This is a genomic window from Paracoccus aurantiacus (assembly GCF_007993065.1).
Taxonomy (GTDB): Bacteria; Pseudomonadota; Alphaproteobacteria; order Rhodobacterales; family Rhodobacteraceae; genus Paracoccus; species Paracoccus aurantiacus.
Genome location: NZ_VOPL01000001.1, coordinates 127,156 through 147,032 on the forward strand (window position 1 = coordinate 127,156; position 19,877 = coordinate 147,032).

The window sequence follows — 19,877 nt, forward strand, 5'->3', positions numbered from 1 at the left end:
TTCGCGATGAAATGGGGTTTGATCGGGGCGAGTAATATCGCTGAAGGCCGGATGATCGAGGCGTTTCGCGGCAATGGTCAGGACATCGCGTCGGTTCAAAGTGGTGGTCAGGCACGCGCCGATGAATTCGCGGCGAAGAACGATATCCCCCATGCCACGACCGACCTGGACGAACTGCTGGCCCGGCCCGATGTCGATGCGGTCTATATCTCGTCAACCAACGAAAAACACTTCCCGCAGGCCATGGCCGCGATCAAGGCTGGCAAGCATGTGCTGTGCGAAAAACCTCTCAGCATGAATGTCGGTGATGCCGTCACGATGGTGAAGGCGGCCGAAGATGCCGGGCTGGTCTTTGCCACCAATCATCATCTGCGTAATGCCGGCACCCACCGTGCCATCCGCGACCTGATCCGGCAGGGCGCAATCGGCGATGTGCTGAGCGCGCGGGTCTTTCATGCCGTCTTCCTGCGATCTGCCCTGCAGGGCTGGCGCGTTGACAATCCCGGTGCAGGCGGCGGCGTCATTCTGGATATCGTTGTTCATGACGCCGACACGGTCCGCTTCCATCTGGGCGAGGACCCGGCAGAGGTCGTGGCAATGACCACATCTGGCCGGTTGGGCAAGGGCGTTGAGGACAGCGTCATGTCGGTCTGGTCCATGCCGTCCGGGGTGCAGGTTCAGACCCATGAAAGCTTTACCCATGCCAATGCCGGCACGGGGATTGAATTCCACGGCACCGAAGGCTCGATCATCGCGCGTGGCGTGATGACCCAGAACCCGGGCGGAGAGGTGGTGCTGCGCAAGGGGGATGAAACCACGCCGGTCGCCTTCCAGCCCGAAGACCTGTATCTGCGCAGCGCCCGCATGTTCGGCGAGGCCGTGGCAGGCAAGGGCCAGCCTGCGGCGACCGGCCGCGACGGTATCGCCTCGCTTGCTGTGGCGCTGGCTGTGGCCAGGGCGGCAGAGACAGGTCAGCGCACTGCCGTAGATTACGGGGACACGTAATGTCGAAACTGGTTTCGGCGGCAGAGGCTGCCTCGCGCATTGCGGACGGGGCTGTCGTCTCGGTCTCTTCATCCTCGGGGTTGGGTTGCCCGGATGCGGTGCTGCGGGCGATTGGCGCGCGCTTCGATGCCGAAGGCCATCCCCGCGACCTGACCACGCTGCATCCAATTGCGGCGGGCGATATGTACGGCATCAAGGGCGTCGACCATATCGCCAAGGACGGGCTGCTGACGCGCATTCTGGCCGGGTCCTATCCGTCCGGGCCGTCCTCGCTGGAGATGCCGGAGATCTGGAAGATGGTCGTCGAAAACCGGGTCGCGGCCTATAACGTGCCGTCGGGGATCATGTTCGACATGAACCGCGACGCGGGTGCGCGCCGTCCGGGCGTGCTGACGCAGGTGGGGCTGGACACCTTCGCCGACCCGATCCGGGAAGGCTGCGCCATGAACGACCGCGCCGCCGAACAGCCCATCGTCCACCGCACCGAATTTGCGGGCGAGACATGGCTGCATTTCCCCAACATCATCCCCAATGTCGCCATCATCCGCGCCACCACCGCCGACGAACACGGCAACCTGACCTATGAACATGAAGGCGCCTATCTGGGCGGCATGGAACAGGCGATCACCGCCAAGAACCACGGCGGGCTGGTCATCGCACAGGTCAAGCGGGTGACGGCGCGGGGTTCCCTGCGCCCGCATGACGTGCATGTGCCGGGCCATCTGGTCGATCTGATCGTGGTTGATCCCGATCAGCGCCAGACCACGGAAACCGACTATGACCCGGCGATTTCGGGCCAGATCATGCGCCCGTGGGACAGTTTCGCATTGGCGGATCACGGCGTCGAAAAGGTCATCGCGCGGCGTGCGGCGATGGAACTGAAGCGCGGCCAGACCGCCAATCTGGGCTTTGGCATTTCCGCCATGGTCCCCCGCATCCTGCTGGAAGCTGGCCACCCCGAGGCCGTCACATGGGCCATCGAACAGGGCGCGGTGGGTGGCATGCCATTGACCGGCTTCGCCTTCGGCTGCGCGTCGAACGCCGACGCCTACATGCCCTCGCCGCAGCAGTTCACCTATTTTCAGGGCGGCGGGTTTGACCTTTCGTTCCTGTCATTTCTGGAAGTTGACGTTCAGGGCAATGTCAACGTCTCGAAACTTGGCAAAAAGCCCTACCTGACAGCGGGCTGCGGGGGCTTCGTCGACATCACCGCAAATGCGCCCGAGATCGTGTTTTCCGGCTTTTTCGAAGCCGGGGCCGATCTGGACCTGACCGAGGACGGCTTGCGCGTCCGCAAACCCGGCAAGTTCACGAAAATGGTCGAGGCGGTCGAACACGTCACCTTCTCGGGCCAGCGGGCGCTCAGCCGCGGACAGAAGGTGCTTTATGTCACTGAACGCTGCGTGATGCAGCTGACCGATAAGGGACTGGTGGCAACAGAGATCATTCCGGGGATCGAGGCGCAGCGCGATATTGTGCAAGCCTCGCAGGGCCGGGTGCAGGTGGCGGAAAACGCTGTGACCATGCCCAAGGCACTGTTGTCGCAGGGCGCGATGGGGTTGGATCTGTGATCGCCTCGCTTGACCTGACAATCGACGGCGGCATCGCCAAACTGCTGCTGAACAACCCGGCGCGGCTGAATGCGTTTACGCCGGAAATGCTGGCGCAACTGGAAAGCCATTGCGAGACGCTGGAAAATGACCCTGACATCTGCTGCGTGATCCTGACGGGCGAGGGCGGGCGCGCCTTCTGCGCGGGTGCCGATATCAAAGCATGGGCGCCGCTGTCACCCTTCGATTTCTCGCGTCATTGGGTCCGCGACGGGCATCGGATATTCGACCGGCTGGCGCGGCTGTCCAAGCCCACAATCGCGGTGATCCACGCCCATGCTTTCGGCGGCGGGCTGGAACTCGCGGCCTGTTGCGACATTCGCGTCATGGCGCCGGATGCCACGCTGGCGCTGCCGGAATCTCAGGTTGGGATCGTTCCGGGCTGGTCGGGGACGCAGCGTCTGGCCCGGCTGATCCCAGAAGCGATGCTGAAGGAAATGGCCCTTTTCGGTCGCCGGATCAGCGCCGAGCGCGCGCTATCCTGCGGTTTCGCAGCCGAGATCGCCGAAATGCCCTTCGCCGCCGCGCTGGAGATCGCCGAAAAGCTTCTGACCACCTCGCCCCGCGCGACGGAAGTGGCGAAATACATGATCCACGCCGCCGTGGCCGAGGATCGCGACGCCATGATCGAGGCGCTCGGGTCGGGCATGATCGCCGCCAGCGCCGACAAGGCCGAAGGCGTCGCCGCCTTCACTGAAAAACGCAAACCCGTCTTTCCGGGGAAATGACATGACTGAAATGACCGTAATCGGCGCCAGTGGCGCGACCCTTCCCGAAGCCTTCGACGGGCGCCATCTGATCAATGGCGAATGGAAAGACAGCGAGGGCGGCGCGACGTTCGAACGCCTGTCGCCCGCCCATGGCGTCGTCGTCAGCCGTTCCGCCAAGGGCGGCGAGGTCGAGGTGCTGGCCTCCATCGCTGCCGCCCGCAAGACCTTTGACGAAGGCGCATGGCGCATGTCCTCGGGCAAGGACCGCGCGGCGATCCTGAACCGGGTGGCCGATCTGATCGACCGCGACCGCGAGCGTATCGCGCTGATCGAGGTTCTGGAATCCGGCAAGCCCATCGCGCAGGCGCGGGGCGAGATCGAGGGTGCCGCCGATCTGTGGCGCTATGCCGCCGCCTTGGCGCGCACCGTGCATGGTGACAGCCATAACAGCCTTGGCCCGGACATGCTGGGCGTCGTGCTGAAGGAACCGATCGGGGTCGCGTCGATCATCACGCCCTGGAATTTCCCGTTCCTGATCGTCAGCCAGAAGCTTCCCTTTGCGCTGGCTGCGGGCTGCACGGCCGTCGTTAAACCGTCTGAAATGACGCCTTCAACCACAGTGATCCTTGGTGAGTTGCTGATGGAAGCAGGGCTGCCAGCTGGAGTCGCCAATATCGTGTTGGGCTACGGCGATCCGGTGGGAGCGATCATGTCGTCCGATCCTCGGGTTGATATGGTCAGCTTCACCGGATCGACCGGGGTCGGCAAGCGGATCGTGGAAGCGGCGGCGGGGACGCTGAAAAAGGTGTCGCTTGAACTGGGGGGCAAGAATCCGCAGGTGATCTTCCCCGATGCCGATCTGGATGCGGCGGCGGACGCCATCGCCTTCGGGGTCTATTTCAACGCCGGCGAATGCTGCAATTCCGGCAGCCGCATCATCGTCCACAAGGACGTGGCCGATGAATTGCTGGCCAAGGTCACGGCGCTGTCGGCGAAGGTTCCGTTCGGCGATCCTCTGGACGAACGCACGCAGGTCGGCGCCATTATTTCCGATGCCCATCGCCAGAAAATCGACGGCTATGTGCGCGAGGCCGAAAAGGCCGGCGCCAAGGTGCTGATCGGCGGGTCCGATCTGGCGGTGCCGGGCATGGGCGGGCAGTTCTATGGCCCGACGGTCATCGCAGGCGTCACCCCCGACATGGCCATCGCGCGCGAGGAAGTGTTCGGCCCCGTCCTGTCGGTCCTGACCTTCACAGACGCAGACGAAGCCATCGGACTTGCCAACAACGCCGCCTACGGCCTGTCGGCGGGGGTCTGGAGCCGCGACATCCACACCTGCCTGAACTTCGCCCGCAAGGTTCAGGCGGGCACGGTCTGGACCAACACCTGGATGGACGGCTTTGCCGAAATGCCCTTTGGCGGCGTCAAGGAAAGCGGTCAGGGGCGCGAGTTGGGCCGCTATGGACTGGAGGAATATCTGGAGGTCAAAACAATCCAGTTGCGCGTCGCACCGGGCCGGGCAAACTGGGTGGGTGACAGCTAGCGGGCAAACTGTTAGCGATAAAGGCATAACGCAATAGGGGAGGAAAACCATGCGTTTGAAACTGAAACTGGCTACCACTGCAGCAATGGCGCTGGGTCTGACGGCAAGTGTCGCCATGGCCGAGGACGTCGAAGTCCTGCACTGGTGGACCGCCGGCGGTGAGGCTGCGGCGCTGAACGTGCTGAAGGAAGATCTGGCCAGCAAGGATATCGGCTGGCGGGACATGCCCGTTGCAGGCGGCGGCGGCGAAGCCGCGATGACCGCGCTGCGTGCCCGCGTAACGGCCGGCGATCCGCCGACCGCCGTGCAGATGCTGGGCTTCGACATCCTCGACTGGGCTAATCAGGGCGACGTTCTGGCCGACCTCAGCGAGGCTGCCACGGCCGAGAACTGGGACGCCGTGATCCCGGCCGCGATCCAGAAATTCGCCAAGCCAAACGGCACCTGGATTGCCGCGCCCGTCAACGTCCATTCGACCAACTGGGTCTGGGCCAACAAGGCCGTCCTGGACGAGCTTGGTATCGCCCAGCCGACCACCTGGGACGAATTCATCGCGGCCCTGCAGAAGGTCAAGGATTCGGGCAAGGTCGCGCTGGCGCATGGCGGTCAGCCCTGGCAGGAAGCGACCATCTTCGACAGCGCCGTGCTGGCATCCGGCGGCCCGGAATTCTATCAGAAGTCGATGATCGACCTTGACCCAGAGGCGCTGAATTCGCCCGAAATGGTCGCGGCTTTCGACAAGATGGAACAGCTGCGCGGCTTCGTGGACGACAACTTCTCGGGGCGTGACTGGAACCTCGCCTCGGCCATGGTCATCAACGGCGAGGCTGCCTTCCAGATCATGGGTGACTGGGCCAAGGGTGAATTCCTACGCGCCGACAAGGTTCCGGGAACCGACTTCCTGTGCTTCCGCGTGCCGGGCACCGAGGGCGTCGTGACCTTCAACAGCGACGAATTCGTGATGTTCAAGCAGAACGATGACGCCGCCAAAGCCGCCCAGATCGAAATGGCCAAGGCCGCGGAATCGCCTGAATTTCAGTCTGCCTTCAACATCGTAAAGGGCTCGGTTCCCGCGCGGACCGACGTGTCGGACGAAGGCTTCGACGATTGCGGCAAGCAGGCCATGAAGGACCTCAAGGCCGCGTCCGAGGCAGGCACGCTTCTTGGTTCGATGGGCCACGGCCATGCCAACCCGGCTGCGGTGAAAAACGCGATGTATGATGTCATCACCGCGCATTTCAACGGCGAATATGACAGCGCCACGGCAGCGGAAGAACTGCTGAACGCCGTGGAAGGCGCACAATAAACGCGTCATGAAACGCGGCGGCGTCCCGGAAAGGGGCGCCGCCACACCGCGCGGCAATGCCCCCGCGCGATCCGAGATACATGGGGGGAGAGAGACACGACATGGCCCGGTCCGACCGCGCGCCACAGGACATGCGCACCACATTGCAGAACTGGTTGCCGAAGCTGGTTCTTTCGCCCTCGCTGGCGGCGATGATGGTCTTTGTCTATGGCTTTATCATCTATACGATCTACCTGTCCTTCACGAACAGCAAGATGCTGCCCAGCAACGAGATAATCGGGCTGGAAAACTATACCCGCCTGTTCGGCCTGTCGGCATGGACCACGGCGCTGATCAACCTCGCGATATTTGCCAGCCTGTATATCGTCATCTGCATTGCCATCGGGCTGTTGCTGGCGATCTTTCTGGATCAGAAAATCCGGGGCGAGGGTGTGCTGCGCCCGATCTATCTTTACCCCATGGCGCTGTCCTTCATCGTGACCGGGACGGCGTGGAAATGGCTGCTGGACCCTGGTATCGGGCTGGAAAACACCATGCATCTGTGGGGCTGGGAAAGCTTCAAGTTCGGTTGGATCAAGGACCGCAATTATGCCATCTATACGCTGGTGATCGCGGCGGTCTGGCAATCGTCCGGCTTTGTCATGGCGATGTTCCTCGCCGGCCTGCGCGGAATAGACAACGAGATGCTGAAGGCTGCCCAGATCGACGGCGCGTCGAACTGGAACCTGTATCGCCGCATCGTGATACCTCTGCTCAGGCCCGCTTTCCTGTCGGCCTTCGTGATCCTCGCGCATCTCGCGATCAAGTCCTATGACCTTGTTATCGCGCTGACAGGCGGCGGGCCGGGACGCGCGACCGAACTGCCTGCGACCTTCATGTATTCCTATACCTTCACCCGCAATCAGATGGGGGTCGGTGCCGCATCCGCCGTCATCATGCTGATGGGCGTGGCGGCCGTCATGGTCCCCTATATCTACGCCGAAGTGAAGGAGAGCCGCTGATGTCCGGTGGAGCACAGGACCAGGCCATCCGCACCGGCCGCGTCACCCGCACCTTCATCTACGTGGTGCTGATCTTCTTCGCGCTGTTCTATCTGCTGCCCTTCTTCATCATGCTGATCAACTCGATCAAGCCGCTGCCCGAAATCACCGGCGGAAACATGATGGCGCTGCCGACCGATCCGACAATCGAGCCGTGGAAATCGGCATGGTCCACGGCCCAGATCGGGGTCGAGGCAACGGGCCTGAAGCCCTATTTCATGAACTCGATCCTGATGGTCGTGCCTGCTGTCGCGATCTCGACCATCCTTGGGGCGCTGAACGGCTATATCCTGACGAAATGGCGGTTCCGGGGTGATAACCTGATCTTCGGGCTGCTGCTGTTTTCCTGCTTCATCCCGTTCCAGATCGTCCTGATCCCGATGGCGATGGTGCTGGGCAAAATCGGGCTGGCAGGTTCGCTGACCGGGCTGATCCTCGTTCACGTCGTCTATGGCATCGGCTTCGGCACGCTGTATTTCCGTAACTATTACGCCGCCTTCCCGACCGAGCTTGTGCGCGCGGCGATGATGGACGGGGCTGGGTTCTTCCGCATCTTCTGGCGCATCATGCTGCCCGTTTCCGGGCCGATCGCCGTGGTCTGCATCATCTGGCAGTTCACCAATATCTGGAACGACTTCCTGTTCGGCGTGTCCTTCGGCGGGCTGGATGCCCAGCCGGTAACAGTGGCGCTGAACAACCTTGTGCAGTCATCGACCGGGGTGCGTGAATATAACGTCCACTTCGCCGCGGCGATCCTTGCCGCCCTGCCGACGCTGCTCGTCTATATCGTTGCCGGCCGCTATTTCGTGCGCGGTCTCATGGCCGGCTCTGTGAAAGGATAACGCGATGCCATTTCTCGACATCGATAACGTCACCAAATCCTACGGCAATGTCGAAGTGCTTCACCGCGTCGATATCGGCGTGGAAGAGGGCGAGTTTCTGGTTCTCGTCGGCCCTTCGGGCTGCGGGAAATCTACGCTTCTGAACATGATCGCGGGACTGGAAAATATCACCGGTGGCACGATCTCGATCAAGGACCGGGTCGTCAACGACGTCCACCCGTCCAAGCGCAACATCGCGATGGTGTTCCAAAGCTATGCGCTTTACCCGAACATGACGGTCGGCCAGAACATCACCTTCGGGATGGAGATGCACGGCATCCCCAAGCCCGAGCGCGAACAGAAACTGGCCGAGGTCGCGAAGCTTCTTCAGATCGAACAGCTTCTGGCGCGAAAGCCGGGGCAGCTTTCGGGCGGTCAGCGTCAGCGCGTCGCGATGGGCCGCGCGCTGGTGCGCGATCCCGACGTGTTCCTGTTTGACGAGCCGCTTTCGAACCTTGACGCGAAGCTGCGCGTGGACATGCGGACCGAGATCAAGAAGCTGCATCAGCGCCTGAAAAGCACCATTGTCTATGTCACCCATGACCAGATCGAGGCGCTGACGCTCTCGACCCGCATCGCGGTGATGAACAAGGGCTATGTCCAGCAACTCGGCACCCCGAAAGAGGTTTATGACACGCCCGCGAACATGTTCGTGGCGAGTTTCATGGGCAGCCCCTCGATGAACCTGTTGCCCGCGACCTTGCGCGAGGCGAATGGCGGTCTGGCGGCGGAACTGACCGGGGCGGAGGGCCAGCAGATCATGCTGAACCTGTCGCAGAACGGGCCGAACCTGCGCAGCTATCTGGGCAAGCCGGTGATCCTTGGCATCCGGCCCGAGGCAATCACCGATGCCGATGGCGTGGACCGCAACGCGAAAAACACACAGGCCCTGCGCAACATGGTGCATGTGACAGAGCCCGCCGGATCCGACACCTTTGTCGAGACCTCGCTTTCGGGCAAGGCCTGCATCGCGCGGATGCGCGCGGACGTGGACGTTCATGCCGGGCAGCCCTTCGATTTCGTGGTGAACATGGACAAGGCCGTAGTGTTCGATCCCGAAACCGAAGACCGGATCGTGGACTGATGGACGCGGATCTGATCATTATCGGATCGGGCATGGGGGGCGCGACACTCGCCGCAGCCCTTGCCCCGTCCGGCAAACGCATCCTGATTGTCGAGACGGGCGAGCGGATGCAGGACAGCCCCGACGCCGTGGACGGTTACGCCATCCACGGGCGGGGCGTGTTCCGGCCGAGGGAGACTTGGCTCGACGGGCAGGGTCAGCCCTTCAGTCCCGGAAATTTCTACTATGTTGGCGGCAATTCGAAATTCTACGGCGCGGTGCTGCTGCGTTACCGGGAAAGCGATTTCAGCCCGATCCGCCACATGGGCGGCACGACACCCGGCTGGCCGATTTCTTATGCCGAGATCGAGCCCTGGTATCAGGCCGCCGAGGAGATGTATCAGGTCCGCGGTCAGCTTGGTGACGACCCGAGCGAGCCTGCGCATTCCGGCAACTACCCTTTCCCACCCGTTCCCGACGAACCGGAGGTTGCCGATCTGCGCCGCCGCCTGAAGGGAATTGGCCTCAACCCCTCATATCTGCCGCTGGGAGTGGATCTCGACCGTTGGTTGGAACGTGCCAAAATTGGGTGGGATGGTTATCCGAACACGGTCGGCGGCAAGATGGACGCGGAGACCGTGGGCATTGCCGAGGCTTTGCGGCATCCGAATGTGACCTTGCTGACCGGGACGCGAGCCACGCGGCTGGAATGCGGGCCGGATGGGCGGATCGTGGCGGTTCATGTCGTCGGCCCAAAGGGCGCGCGGCGTCTGGAGGCACCGCTGTTTGCGCTTGCGACGGGGGCGGTGAACTCTGCCGCGCTGCTGCTGCGCTCGCCGGATGAGGCGCATCCGAACGGGCTGGCGAATGGCTCCGATCAGTTGGGCCGGAACTTCATGAACCACAATTGTTCGGCGGTGCTTGCGATCCACCCCTTCCGACGGAACAGGACCATCTATCAGAAGACGCTGATGATGAATGATTTTTATGAAACCGGCGGGCCGGATGGCGAACCGCTTGGTAACATCCAGATGCTGGGCCGGGTGACGGGGCCGATCCTGAAAGCGGGGTCGGGACTGCCGCTGCCGGTCGCGAATGCGATTTCGTCCCGCGCGCTGGATCTTTACGCCATGTCCGAGGACCTGCCCGACCCCGAAAGCCGCGTCAGCCTGAAGGGCGATCAGATCGTGTTGGACTGGAAACGGTCGAACTGGGCCGCGCATGAGGCGCTTGTGGCACGTCTGAAAAAGGAACTGCGCCGCGCGGGCTATCCCATCGTGCTGTCGAAACCCTTCGACCGGCGCACGCCGTCGCATCAGTGCGGCACTGCAAAGATGGGGCGCGATCCCGCCGCCAGCGTCACCGACATCCGCAATCGCAGCCACGACCATCCGAACCTGTTCATCACCGATGCGAGCGTGCTTCCGACCTCTGCCGCCGTGAACCCGGCGCTGACCATCGCGGCGTTGTCTCTGCGGGCGGCGGACCATATTCGCGGAAAGGACTGGGCATGAGTGTCGCACTCATCACCGGGGGCCAGCAGGGCATCGGGCTTGGCATCGCGCAGGCGCTGAAAGCGGCAGGGTGGCGACTGGCGATTGCGGCGGAACAGGCGCCGGATGCGGTTGCGGATGCAATGCAGAAACTCGGCCCCGAAGCGCGCTATTACCAGCATGATCTTTCGCAGATCGATGCGGTGCCGGCGCTGCTGGATTCAGTCGAACGCGATCTCGGCCCCGTCACCTCACTGATCTGCAATGCGGGGGTGCCTGCGCGGATCAGGGGCGACATGCTCGACATGCTCCCCGAGAATTTCGACTGGACCATGAACATCAACCTGCGCGGCAACTTCTTTCTGGCGCAACAGGTCGCGCGCCGGATGCTGGGGCAGGGCGCAGAGCCTTATCGCAGCATGATCTTCGTCACCTCGGTCAGCGCCGAGATGGTGTCACCCGAACGCGCCGAATACTGCATGTCGAAGGCCGCAGCATCTATCATGACGAAGCTTTTCGCAGCAAGGCTCGCGGCGGACGGCATCGGCGTGTTCGAACTGCGCCCCGGCATCATCGCCACCCCCATGACTGCGGGCGTTTCCGCCAGATATGACGCATTGATCGACGGCGGTCTGGTCCCCGCCGCGCGATGGGGACAGCCCGCCGACATTGGCCGCGCGGTCCTGCCGCTGGTGCGCGGCGAGATGGCATTCTCGACCGGCAGCGTGATTTCCGTGGATGGCGGTCTGTCCATCCCGCGACTGTGAAGGAGGCCCCGATGGCCGAAGGTTACGATTACATCATCATCGGCGGCGGCAGCGCGGGTTGCGTGCTGGCGAACCGCCTGTCCGAAAACTCCGATGCCCGCGTTCTGCTGGTCGAGGCCGGCGGGCGCCCGCGTCACCCGTTCTACGCCATGCCTGCTGGCTTTGCGAAAATGACCAAGGGCATCGGCAGCTGGGGGTGGGAGACGGTTCCCCAGAAGCACATGATGGATCGCGTCGTCCGCTTCACGCAGGCGCGGGTTCTGGGCGGCGGGTCCAGCATCAATGCGCAGATCTATACGCGCGGAAATGCGCTGGATTACGACGAATGGCGGCAGATTGGCTGCGACGGCTGGTCCTACGAAGACGTGCTGCCCTATTTCCGCAAATCCGAGGATAACGACACCCATAACAACCGTTACCACGGGCAGGGCGGCCCCTTGGGCGTGTCGAAACCTGCCGCGCCCCTGCCGATCTGCGAGGCATATTTCAAGGCCGGGCGAGAGCTTGGCATCCCAACCAATCACGACATGACCGGCGAGGAACAGGAGGGGCTGGGCTATTATCAGCTGACCCAGAAACATGCGCGGCGGTCCTCGACCTCGGTCGCGTTTCTCGACCCGGCGCGAAGCCGTGCGAACCTGACGGTGATGTCGGGCGCGCAGGTGCTGGGGATCGTGGTTGAAAACGGTCGCGCCACGGGTATCCGCGTGGCAGATGGCAGCGGCGAAAAGCGGATCGATGCGGATGCTGAGGTGATTCTGTCGTCGGGTGCCATCGGCTCGCCGCGTCTGTTGCAGCTTTCGGGGATCGGGCCAGCCGATCACCTGCGCAGCGTCGGCGTCGATGTGGTGCTGGACCAGCCCGGCGTCGGGTCTGATCTGCAGGATCATCTGGACCTGTTCGTGATCGCCGAATGCACCGGCCCGCATACCTATGACCGCTATGCCAAGCCGCATTATTCGCTGATTGCCGGGCTGCAATACCTTATGACGCGAAAGGGACCGGTTGCATCCAGCCTGTTTGAAACAGGCGGCTTCTGGTATGCCGAGGAGGGCGCGCGTTCGCCTGATATCCAGTTCCATCTGGGCCTCGGTTCCGGGATCGAGGCGGGTGTGGCCGCGATGCCGAATGGCGGCGTCACGCTGAACTCGGCCTACCTGCGGCCACGTTCGCGCGGCACTGTAAGGCTCGCCAGCAATGACCCGAAGGCCGCGCCGCTGATCGACCCGAACTATTGGGCCGATCCGCATGACCGCGAAATGTCGATCACGGGGCTGAAGCTTGCGCAGGAGATCATGCGGCAGGACGCGCTGAAACCCTTCGTGATGCGAGAGGTGCTGCCGGGGCCAGAGGTCCGCACCGATCAGGAGTATTTCGAACATGCCTGCGCCAATGCCAAGACCGACCACCACCCCGCTGGCACTTGCCGGATGGGCAGCGATGCGGCGGCGGTCGTGGACACAAGGCTGCGCTTCAATGGGATCGAGGGGCTGCGCGTCGTCGATGCCTCGATCATGCCGCGACTGGTGTCGTCGAACACCAACGCGCCGACCATCATGATCGCCGAAAAAGCCGCCGATATGATCAAGGAGGACGCAAGATGATCCGCCATATCGTCCTGATCCGCTTCCGCGATGATGTGCCGGAAACCCGCATCGCTGAGATCTTCGCCGATCTGCACAGCATCCGCGACGTGTTGCCGGGGGTGCTGTCGATCACCTCGGGCCGCAGCGAAAGCCCCGAACAGATCGAGCGCGGCTTCCAGCACGGCTTCGTCGCCGATTTCACCGATTGGGACGCCCTTGCCGCCTATCAGGCCCATCCAGACCATCGCCGCGTCGGCGACGCGCTGATCGCGAATGCGGTGGGCGGGCTGGACGGAATCCTTGTTTTCGATCTTGCTGTGAAGGATTGAACCATGCTGAACCTGCCCACCTATGACGGCACGCTTGCCCCCTTCGGCATCACTCGCGAGCCGCTGGTTCCGCGTGCCCCGCAGCGCGAATGGACGCGAACCGCCTTTGCCGCCGCCCATGTTGTCAGCGACCCGCTGACCGAGCGGAACCCCTGGACTGACCGCCCTGCCGTGGACTGGGAATCGACGCTGAACTTTCGCCGCAGCCTGTGGGATCAGGGACTGGGACTGGCCGAGGCGATGGATACCGCGCAGCGTGGGATGGGCGTCGATTGGGCCACCGCGCGGGAATTGATCGCGCGGACGATGAAGGAAGCCAAGGCCCATCCGCTGAAGCCGCGCGTGGCCTGCGGGGCCGGGACCGATCACAAGGTGCTGGCAGAACTGCCGGATCTTAACAGCATTATTGCCGCTTATGAGCATCAGATGGAGGCGATTGAAGCGGAAGGTGGCCAGTTGATCCTGATGGCCACGCGGGCGCTTCCGGCGGTAAACGCCTCGCCTGCCGATTACCGCCGCGTCTATGACCGGCTGCTGACGCAGGCGAAGGACCCGGTCGTGCTGCACTGGCTTGGCGATATGTTCGATCCGGCCCTGAAAGGCTATTGGGGGCATACCGATATCGCTGCCGCCTCGGATGCCGTGCTGGACCTGATCGCGGCGCATAAGGACAAAGTGGACGGCATCAAAATTTCGCTTCTGGATCAGGCGCATGAGGAGGATTTCCGCGCCCGCCTGCCGGATGGGGTGAAGCTTTATACCGGCGACGACTTCAACTATGCGGCGCTGATCGCGGGAGACGGCGCGCACCATTCCCACGCGCTTCTGGGGGCCTTCACAGCCATCGCCCCCGCCGCCGCACAGGCGCTGGAGGCACTGGCGGCGGGCGATCGCGCCACTTATGACGCGCTGATGAACCCCACGATCCCGCTGTCGCGCGAAATCTTCCGCGCGCCGACGCAGTTCTATAAGGCGGGGATCGCCTTCCTGTCCTGGCTGAACGGGATGCAGCCCGCCTTCATCATGCCCGCGGGCTTCCAGTCCACGCGATCCATCACGCATTATGCCGAGGTCTACCGGCTGGCCGCAGACGCTGGCCTGCTGTCCAAACCCGATATGGCCGAAGCGCGGATGCGCCAGCTTCTGGCGATCTACGGCGTCGACGGATGACCCGACGCCCGACAATTCTGGACGTCGCAAAGGCGGCGGGCGTGTCGAAATCGACCGTTTCGCTAGTGCTTCAGGAAAGCGATCTGGTGCGCGAGGAAACCGCCCTTGCGGTCCGTGATGCCATGTCAAAGGTCGGCTATGTCTATAACCGTGCGGCGGCAAATCTGCGGTCCGCACAGACGGGGCTGATCGGGCTGGTCATCAACGATCTGCGCAACCCTTTCTTTACTGAACTGGCCGCGACCATGCAGATGCGGCTGGCGGAACGGGGCTATGCAACGGTCATCGGCAATTCGGATGAGGACCCGGCGCGTCAGGCGCAGCTTGTGCGCTCGATGATCGAACACGGGGTGGCCGGGCTTGTGATCTCGCCCAGCTTCGGCGATCCCGGTCCGATCCTGCACCAGATTGCGGCGGCCGGAATTCCGGCCATGCAGGTGCTGCGCCGGATCGAGGGCAGCGAGGGCAAGCTGCCCTTCGCATCCTTCGATTACGCGGCCGGCGGCGCGGCGGCGACACGGCATCTGCTGGAAACGGGCGCGCGGCGGATCGCATTTCTGGGTGGCCGCCCGGATCGCCCGATCACTGTCGAACGCGCCTCTGGCTATCTGGCCGAAATGAGGGCAGCGGGGCTGCAACCATGTGTATTCCACGGCCCGATCACGCGACACGAGGGGCGCGCGGCGGCCGAGACGCTTCCCGATGGGATCGACGCAGTTCTGTGCTTCAACGATCTTGTCGCGCTCGGGCTGATGAACGGGCTGGCCCGACACGGCCGCATGCCGGGCCGCGACATCCGGCTGGTAGGTTTTGACGGGATCGCCGAATGCGAAGAGGTGTGGCCGGCGCTGTCCTCGGTCAGTTGCGATATTGCCGGATTTGGGGATGATACGGCGGGGCGATTGCTGCGCTGGCTGGATGGCGGCGCGGCGCCTGACGCCGAAATTCGCGCGCCGGTCAACCTGATCGCACGCGCGTCCAGCCTTGGGATGGAATGATGGACGATACCGCCTTTCTGCGCCGCCTGTTCGACCGAGCGGTCGAAACCGCCGATCCGATGCGCTTCATTGCAAAGAACCTGCCGGAAAAGCCGAAGGGCAGGCTGGTCGTCGTCGGTGCGGGCAAGGCATCCGCCCGCATGGCCGAAGCGGTCGAGGCCGAATGGGGCCGGTGTGACGGGCTGGTCATAACGCGCTACGGCTATGGCCGCCCGACCCAGGGGATAGAGATCGTCGAGGCCGCGCATCCCGTTCCCGATCAAGCCGGCGTCGATGCGACGCGGCGAATGCTGGATCTGTTGGGCGGACTTGCGGAGGGTGATCTGGTCCTCATGCTGATTTCGGGCGGGGCATCGGCGCTGCTATCTGCCCCCGCAGGCGACATGACACTGACCGAAAAGCAGGCGGTGAACGCGGCGCTGCTGGCATCTGGCGCGCCCATCGGGCAGATGAACGTGCTACGCAAGCATCTGAGCCGGGTTAAGGGCGGACAACTGGCGGCGGCTGCCGCGCCGGCGAGGGTGATGGCGCTAATGATCTCGGACGTGCCGGGCGACGATCCGGCGATGATCGGCTCGGGTCCGACGGTCGGCGATGCGTCGACCACGGCCGATGCGCTGGCGATTGTCGAGCGTTGGGGGATCGAACTGCCCGCCAGTGCCAGGGCGGCACTTTCGCGACCGACCGGTGTTATCCCACCTGGCGACGCCCGGCTGGAGCGCGTTGAAAATCGTGTAGTCGCCGCGCCTGCGCAGTCGCTTGCCGCGGCAGCCGACATGGCGCGAGAGGGCGGGTTCGCGAATATCATCCTCGGCGACGATCTGGACGGTGAAGCGCGCGATGTCGCGGCGGAACATGCCGCATTGGCGCTGATGATGCAGGCCGATCTCGCCGAATATGACGCGCCGGTGATCCTGCTTTCGGGCGGCGAGTTGACGGTGACGCGGCGTGGCGACGGGGTAGGCGGCCCGAATGCGGAATACGCGCTGGCACTTGCCGTCGCTTTGAACGGTGCGACGGGAATTTACGCGATTGCCTGCGATACCGATGGCGTAGATGGCGCGGCAGAGGTCGCAGGCGCGGTTATCAGCCCGGACACGCTGGCGCGCGCGAAAGCGGCCGGTGTCGATCCGGCCGAGGCACTGCGCCGCAACGACGCGCACAGCTTTTTCGCAGCGCTTGGCGATCAGGTCGTACCCGGCCCGACGCTGACGAATGTGAACGATTTCCGCGCCATCCTTATTCGCCGGGCATAGGCTCTGCCGCGCGGCTTTTCGACTGCGAGGGGCGCAGCGGCCCTGACAGACTGCGGATCGCGACATAGAAGCTCGGCACCAGAAAGATGCCGATAAAGGTTGCCGCGATCATGCCACCCATGACGCCGATCCCGATGGAGTTCTGCGCCGCAGCCCCCGCACCGCCTGCGCGTGCAAGCGGAACCACGCCAAGAATGAAGGCAAAGGATGTCATCAGGATCGGGCGCAACCGCAGCCTTGCGGCCTCGACCGCGGCGGCAACGGTGCTGCGCCCTTCCAGTTCCAGCACGCGGGCAAATTCGACGATCAGAATGGCGTTCTTCGCCGCAAGGCCGATTGTCGTCAGGATGCCGACCTTGAAATAGACGTCATTCGATTGCCCGAAAATCAGCGCCGCCGTGACGGCGCCAAGAACGCCGACCGGCACCGCAAGGATGACCGCCATCGGCACGGTCCAGCTTTCGTAGATTGCTGCCAGCGCCAGAAACACGACAAGCGCGGAAAGCGCATAAAGGTAGGGCGCCTGATTGCCTGACTGGCGCTCCTGATAGGACAGTCCTGTCCACGCGACACCGAAACCGCCGGGCAGTTCGCTGACCATTTCCTCCATCGCGTCCATTGCCTGTCCGCTGCTGGCACCGCCGGCGGAAGCACCCGACATGGAGATCGCGTCAGTGCCTTCGAAGCGCTGCAGGCGCGGTGCGACGGGTACCCAGCGATACGAGGTGAAGGCGCTGAACGGCACCATTTCGCCCGACGAATTGCGTGCATACCACGCCTCCAGATCCTCGGGTTGCATGCGATACCTTGCGTCACCCTGCACGATCACCGGGCGCAGGGTCGCGCCCATCGCGAAATCGTTGACTTCGCGCCCCGAGAAGATGACCGAGAGCATGCCGTTCACCTCGTTCAGGTTCAGCCCCAGCGTCTCGGCACGCTGCGCGTCGATATCCAGACGAAGCGCTGCGTCATCTTCGTCGCCGCGACCTTCAAGATTGATCACGAATGCATTCGCCTCGCCCTCTGCCTCCAGCGCAGCGGATGCGTTACGCAACCCGTCAATGCCCTGTCCGGTCTGGTCGATCAGGAACATCTCGAAGCCCGCCTGATTGCCAAGGCCCTGAATCGGCGGCGGCTGGTTAAATCTGATCCGTCCCGCGCGGTTGTTCCCGAAGCGCGCATTGGCGCGGTCGGCGACGGCACTGGCGGATTGCTCGGGCGTGTCGCGCAGCCCGAAATCCTTCAGCTTCACGAACAGCATGGCGCGGCTTTGGCTGCTGCCCGAAAACCCCCAGCCCAGTGCCCCGAAAACCGAGTCGACGGCCGTTTCCTCGGTCAGCAGATAGGCTTCGATGTCTTCGACAACGGCGCGGGTCTGCTGGATGGTGGACCCTTCCGACAGGCTGATCTGCGCCATCAGAACGCCCTGATCTTCGGTCGGCAGAAATGTGGAGTTCATGCGGCTGAACAGGTGCCAGACACCGGCGGAAATTACGATCAGCAGCAGGATCGACAGGAATGAATGCCTGACAAAGCGGGCGATCAGCCGGGCATAGCCAGCGGCAAGGCTTTCGAAGCTGCGGTTGAACCATCGCGCGGGGGCAAAGCGTGCCTCGCCGTGATGGGGGCGCAGGATGGTCGCGGTTTGCGAGGGTGTCAGGATCAGCGCCGCAGCAAGCGACAGGGCCATTGCAGTGATGATCGTGACCGAGAACTGCCGATAGACGACGCCGGTCGATCCGGCCATGAAGGCCATTGGCAGGAACACCGCAGACAGCACCGCCGCAATGCCGATCAGCGCGCCCGAGATCTGGCGCATGCTGCGCTCCGTCGCCTCGACGGGTCCGACACCGTCCTCGCGCATGACACGCTCGACATTCTCGACAACGACGATGGCGTCATCGACCAGCAGCCCGATTGCCAGCACCATCGCGAACATCGTCAACGTGTTCACCGAATAGCCGAGCGCGGAAAGAACCGCGAATGTCCCAAGGATCACGACCGGCACGACGATCACGGGAATGAAGGTCGCGCGCCAGCTTTGCAGGAAGATCAGGATCACCGCGACGACAAGCACGATTGCCTCGATCAGCGTGTGATAAACCTTCTCGATCGACAGTTCGACAAAAGGTGAGGTGTCGTAGGCGACACGAAGGTCAACACCGTCGGGCAGGGCGTTGTTCAACTGCGCCAGAACCTCGCGCACGCCGCGCGCGGTTTCGACCGCATTTGCCCCGGTTTCAAGATTGACCCCGAAACCGGCCGCGTTCATCCCGTTGAAGCGGCTGTCCGAGCCGTAGCGCTCTTGCCCGATTGCGATATCGGCCACATCGCTCAGCCAGACGGCCGCGCCTTCCTCATCGGTTTTCAGAAGGATGCGGCTGAACTCCTCGACGCTGCCCAGCTGGCTTTGTGCCGTGATGGTCGAGGTGAACTGCTGCCCCGGCAGGACCGGCTGCGACCCCAGAGAGCCGACCGATACGGTCGAATTCTGCGCCGCGACCGCTGCGGTGATATCGGTCGGCAACAGCCCGTATTGCGCCAGCCGGAACGGGTCGAGCCAGACGCGCATCGCATAACCTGACCCGAACACGTTGATATCGCCCACGCCCTGGACGCGCTTGACCGGGCCTTCGACCACTTCTTCCAGCATATTGCCAAGCTCGACCGTGGAATACCGCCCGTCGACCGACACCAGAGAGCCGACCATGAGGATCGACGAGGACGAGCGCCGGATATTGACCCCATCGGACTGCACCGCCGAAGGCAGGCGCGATTCGACGCTGCGGACATTTGACTGGACCTCGTTCAGGGCATCGGTTGGCGACACGCTGTCATCGAAGGTCAGCGTCAGCGACGACCGACCCAGCGAGGAACTGGATTCGAAATACAGAAGCCCCTCGATCCCGGTCAGCGAATCCTCAATAGGCGTCGTGACAGAGTTCTGCACCGCCTCTGCCGTCGCGCCGGAATAGCTGGCGGTGATGCGGATCGTGGTGGGTGCAATATCTGGATATTGCGAAACGGGCAGCCCGATCAGCCCATAGATCCCGGCAAGCATCGTGACGATTGCCAGCACCCAGGCGAAAACGGGTCTATGGATGAAGAACTGCCCCATCC

16 protein-coding genes are annotated in these 19,877 nt (G+C 63.3%); 15 read left to right on the plus strand and 1 reads right to left on the minus strand.

Annotation, left to right across the window (positions count from 1 at the left end):
- Positions 1-6 precede the first annotated feature (6 nt).
- The 15 genes from FQV27_RS00675 to FQV27_RS00745 all read left to right on the plus strand — a co-directional run bounded on the left by FQV27_RS00675 (position 7) and on the right by FQV27_RS00745 (position 16,757).
- Complete coding sequence (locus FQV27_RS00675; RefSeq protein ID WP_147095754.1) at positions 7-1,005, plus strand: Gfo/Idh/MocA family protein; 999 nt, start codon at positions 7-9, stop codon at positions 1,003-1,005.
- Positions 1,005-2,576: an acyl CoA:acetate/3-ketoacid CoA transferase gene (locus tag FQV27_RS00680; protein ID WP_147095756.1), complete on the plus strand. Its 1,572-nt coding sequence runs from the start codon at positions 1,005-1,007 to the stop codon at positions 2,574-2,576. The genes FQV27_RS00675 and FQV27_RS00680 overlap by 1 nt, the downstream gene beginning before the upstream one ends.
- Positions 2,573-3,343 (plus strand): enoyl-CoA hydratase/isomerase family protein, encoded by a 771-nt coding sequence (locus FQV27_RS00685; RefSeq protein ID WP_246132952.1) that lies wholly within the window; start codon positions 2,573-2,575, stop codon positions 3,341-3,343. Before FQV27_RS00680 ends, FQV27_RS00685 begins: the two co-directional genes overlap by 4 nt.
- Position 3,344: 1 nt before the next feature.
- Positions 3,345-4,868, plus strand: coding sequence for an aldehyde dehydrogenase family protein (locus FQV27_RS00690; RefSeq protein WP_147095758.1), 1,524 nt, complete (start codon positions 3,345-3,347; stop codon positions 4,866-4,868).
- A 49-nt stretch (positions 4,869-4,917) separates the two neighbouring features.
- On the plus strand, positions 4,918-6,174 hold the full coding sequence (locus FQV27_RS00695) for an ABC transporter substrate-binding protein (protein ID WP_147095760.1): 1,257 nt from the start codon (positions 4,918-4,920) through the stop codon (positions 6,172-6,174).
- A gap of 101 nt (positions 6,175-6,275) precedes the next feature.
- Positions 6,276-7,175, plus strand: coding sequence for a carbohydrate ABC transporter permease (locus FQV27_RS00700; RefSeq protein ID WP_147095762.1), 900 nt, complete (start codon positions 6,276-6,278; stop codon positions 7,173-7,175).
- A complete protein-coding gene (locus FQV27_RS00705) occupies positions 7,175-8,056 on the plus strand; it encodes a carbohydrate ABC transporter permease (protein ID WP_147095764.1) in 882 nt (293 codons plus the stop codon). The genes FQV27_RS00700 and FQV27_RS00705 overlap by 1 nt, the downstream gene beginning before the upstream one ends.
- Before the next feature lie 4 nt (positions 8,057-8,060).
- On the plus strand, positions 8,061-9,179 hold the full coding sequence (locus FQV27_RS00710; protein WP_147095766.1) for an ABC transporter ATP-binding protein: 1,119 nt from the start codon (positions 8,061-8,063) through the stop codon (positions 9,177-9,179).
- Entirely contained in the window at positions 9,179-10,672 is a 1,494-nt protein-coding gene (locus FQV27_RS00715; RefSeq protein WP_147095768.1) for a GMC oxidoreductase, read from the plus strand. The genes FQV27_RS00710 and FQV27_RS00715 overlap by 1 nt, the downstream gene beginning before the upstream one ends.
- Entirely contained in the window at positions 10,669-11,418 is a 750-nt protein-coding gene (locus tag FQV27_RS00720; RefSeq protein WP_147095770.1) for a 3-ketoacyl-ACP reductase, read from the plus strand. Before FQV27_RS00715 ends, FQV27_RS00720 begins: the two co-directional genes overlap by 4 nt.
- Before the next feature lie 11 nt (positions 11,419-11,429).
- Complete coding sequence (locus FQV27_RS00725) at positions 11,430-13,022, plus strand: GMC family oxidoreductase (protein ID WP_147095772.1); 1,593 nt, start codon at positions 11,430-11,432, stop codon at positions 13,020-13,022.
- The gene (locus tag FQV27_RS00730; RefSeq protein ID WP_147095774.1) at positions 13,019-13,333 is read left to right on the plus strand and encodes a Dabb family protein; all 315 of its coding nucleotides are present in this window, start codon (positions 13,019-13,021) and stop codon (positions 13,331-13,333) included. Before FQV27_RS00725 ends, FQV27_RS00730 begins: the two co-directional genes overlap by 4 nt.
- Before the next feature lie 3 nt (positions 13,334-13,336).
- A complete protein-coding gene (locus tag FQV27_RS00735) occupies positions 13,337-14,503 on the plus strand; it encodes a dihydrodipicolinate synthase family protein (RefSeq protein WP_147095776.1) in 1,167 nt (388 codons plus the stop codon).
- Positions 14,500-15,501, plus strand: a complete 1,002-nt coding sequence (locus FQV27_RS00740) for a LacI family DNA-binding transcriptional regulator (RefSeq protein ID WP_147095778.1) — start codon at positions 14,500-14,502, stop codon at positions 15,499-15,501. The genes FQV27_RS00735 and FQV27_RS00740 overlap by 4 nt, the downstream gene beginning before the upstream one ends.
- On the plus strand, positions 15,498-16,757 hold the full coding sequence (locus tag FQV27_RS00745) for a glycerate kinase type-2 family protein (protein WP_147095781.1): 1,260 nt from the start codon (positions 15,498-15,500) through the stop codon (positions 16,755-16,757). Before FQV27_RS00740 ends, FQV27_RS00745 begins: the two co-directional genes overlap by 4 nt.
- Here FQV27_RS00745 and FQV27_RS00750 read toward each other — a convergent pair.
- The gene (locus FQV27_RS00750) at positions 16,741-19,875 is read right to left on the minus strand and encodes a multidrug efflux RND transporter permease subunit (RefSeq protein WP_147095783.1); all 3,135 of its coding nucleotides are present in this window, start codon (positions 19,873-19,875) and stop codon (positions 16,741-16,743) included. The two genes, FQV27_RS00745 and FQV27_RS00750, sit on opposite strands and share 17 nt — an antisense overlap.
- Positions 19,876-19,877 lie beyond the last annotated feature (2 nt).

Coding starts and splice junctions, on each gene's coding strand:
- FQV27_RS00675 (WP_147095754.1), top strand. CDS start 7: ATGAAATGGGGTTTGATCGGGGCGAGTAATATCGCTGAAGGCCGGATG.
- FQV27_RS00680 (WP_147095756.1), top strand. CDS start 1,005: ATGTCGAAACTGGTTTCGGCGGCAGAGGCTGCCTCGCGCATTGCGGAC.
- FQV27_RS00690 (WP_147095758.1), top strand. CDS start 3,345: ATGACTGAAATGACCGTAATCGGCGCCAGTGGCGCGACCCTTCCCGAA.
- FQV27_RS00695 (WP_147095760.1), top strand. CDS start 4,918: ATGCGTTTGAAACTGAAACTGGCTACCACTGCAGCAATGGCGCTGGGT.
- FQV27_RS00700 (WP_147095762.1), top strand. CDS start 6,276: ATGGCCCGGTCCGACCGCGCGCCACAGGACATGCGCACCACATTGCAG.
- FQV27_RS00705 (WP_147095764.1), top strand. CDS start 7,175: ATGTCCGGTGGAGCACAGGACCAGGCCATCCGCACCGGCCGCGTCACC.
- FQV27_RS00710 (WP_147095766.1), top strand. CDS start 8,061: ATGCCATTTCTCGACATCGATAACGTCACCAAATCCTACGGCAATGTC.
- FQV27_RS00715 (WP_147095768.1), top strand. CDS start 9,179: ATGGACGCGGATCTGATCATTATCGGATCGGGCATGGGGGGCGCGACA.
- FQV27_RS00720 (WP_147095770.1), top strand. CDS start 10,669: ATGAGTGTCGCACTCATCACCGGGGGCCAGCAGGGCATCGGGCTTGGC.
- FQV27_RS00725 (WP_147095772.1), top strand. CDS start 11,430: ATGGCCGAAGGTTACGATTACATCATCATCGGCGGCGGCAGCGCGGGT.
- FQV27_RS00730 (WP_147095774.1), top strand. CDS start 13,019: ATGATCCGCCATATCGTCCTGATCCGCTTCCGCGATGATGTGCCGGAA.
- FQV27_RS00735 (WP_147095776.1), top strand. CDS start 13,337: ATGCTGAACCTGCCCACCTATGACGGCACGCTTGCCCCCTTCGGCATC.
- FQV27_RS00740 (WP_147095778.1), top strand. CDS start 14,500: ATGACCCGACGCCCGACAATTCTGGACGTCGCAAAGGCGGCGGGCGTG.
- FQV27_RS00745 (WP_147095781.1), top strand. CDS start 15,498: ATGATGGACGATACCGCCTTTCTGCGCCGCCTGTTCGACCGAGCGGTC.
- FQV27_RS00750 (WP_147095783.1), bottom strand. CDS start 19,875: ATGGGGCAGTTCTTCATCCATAGACCCGTTTTCGCCTGGGTGCTGGCA.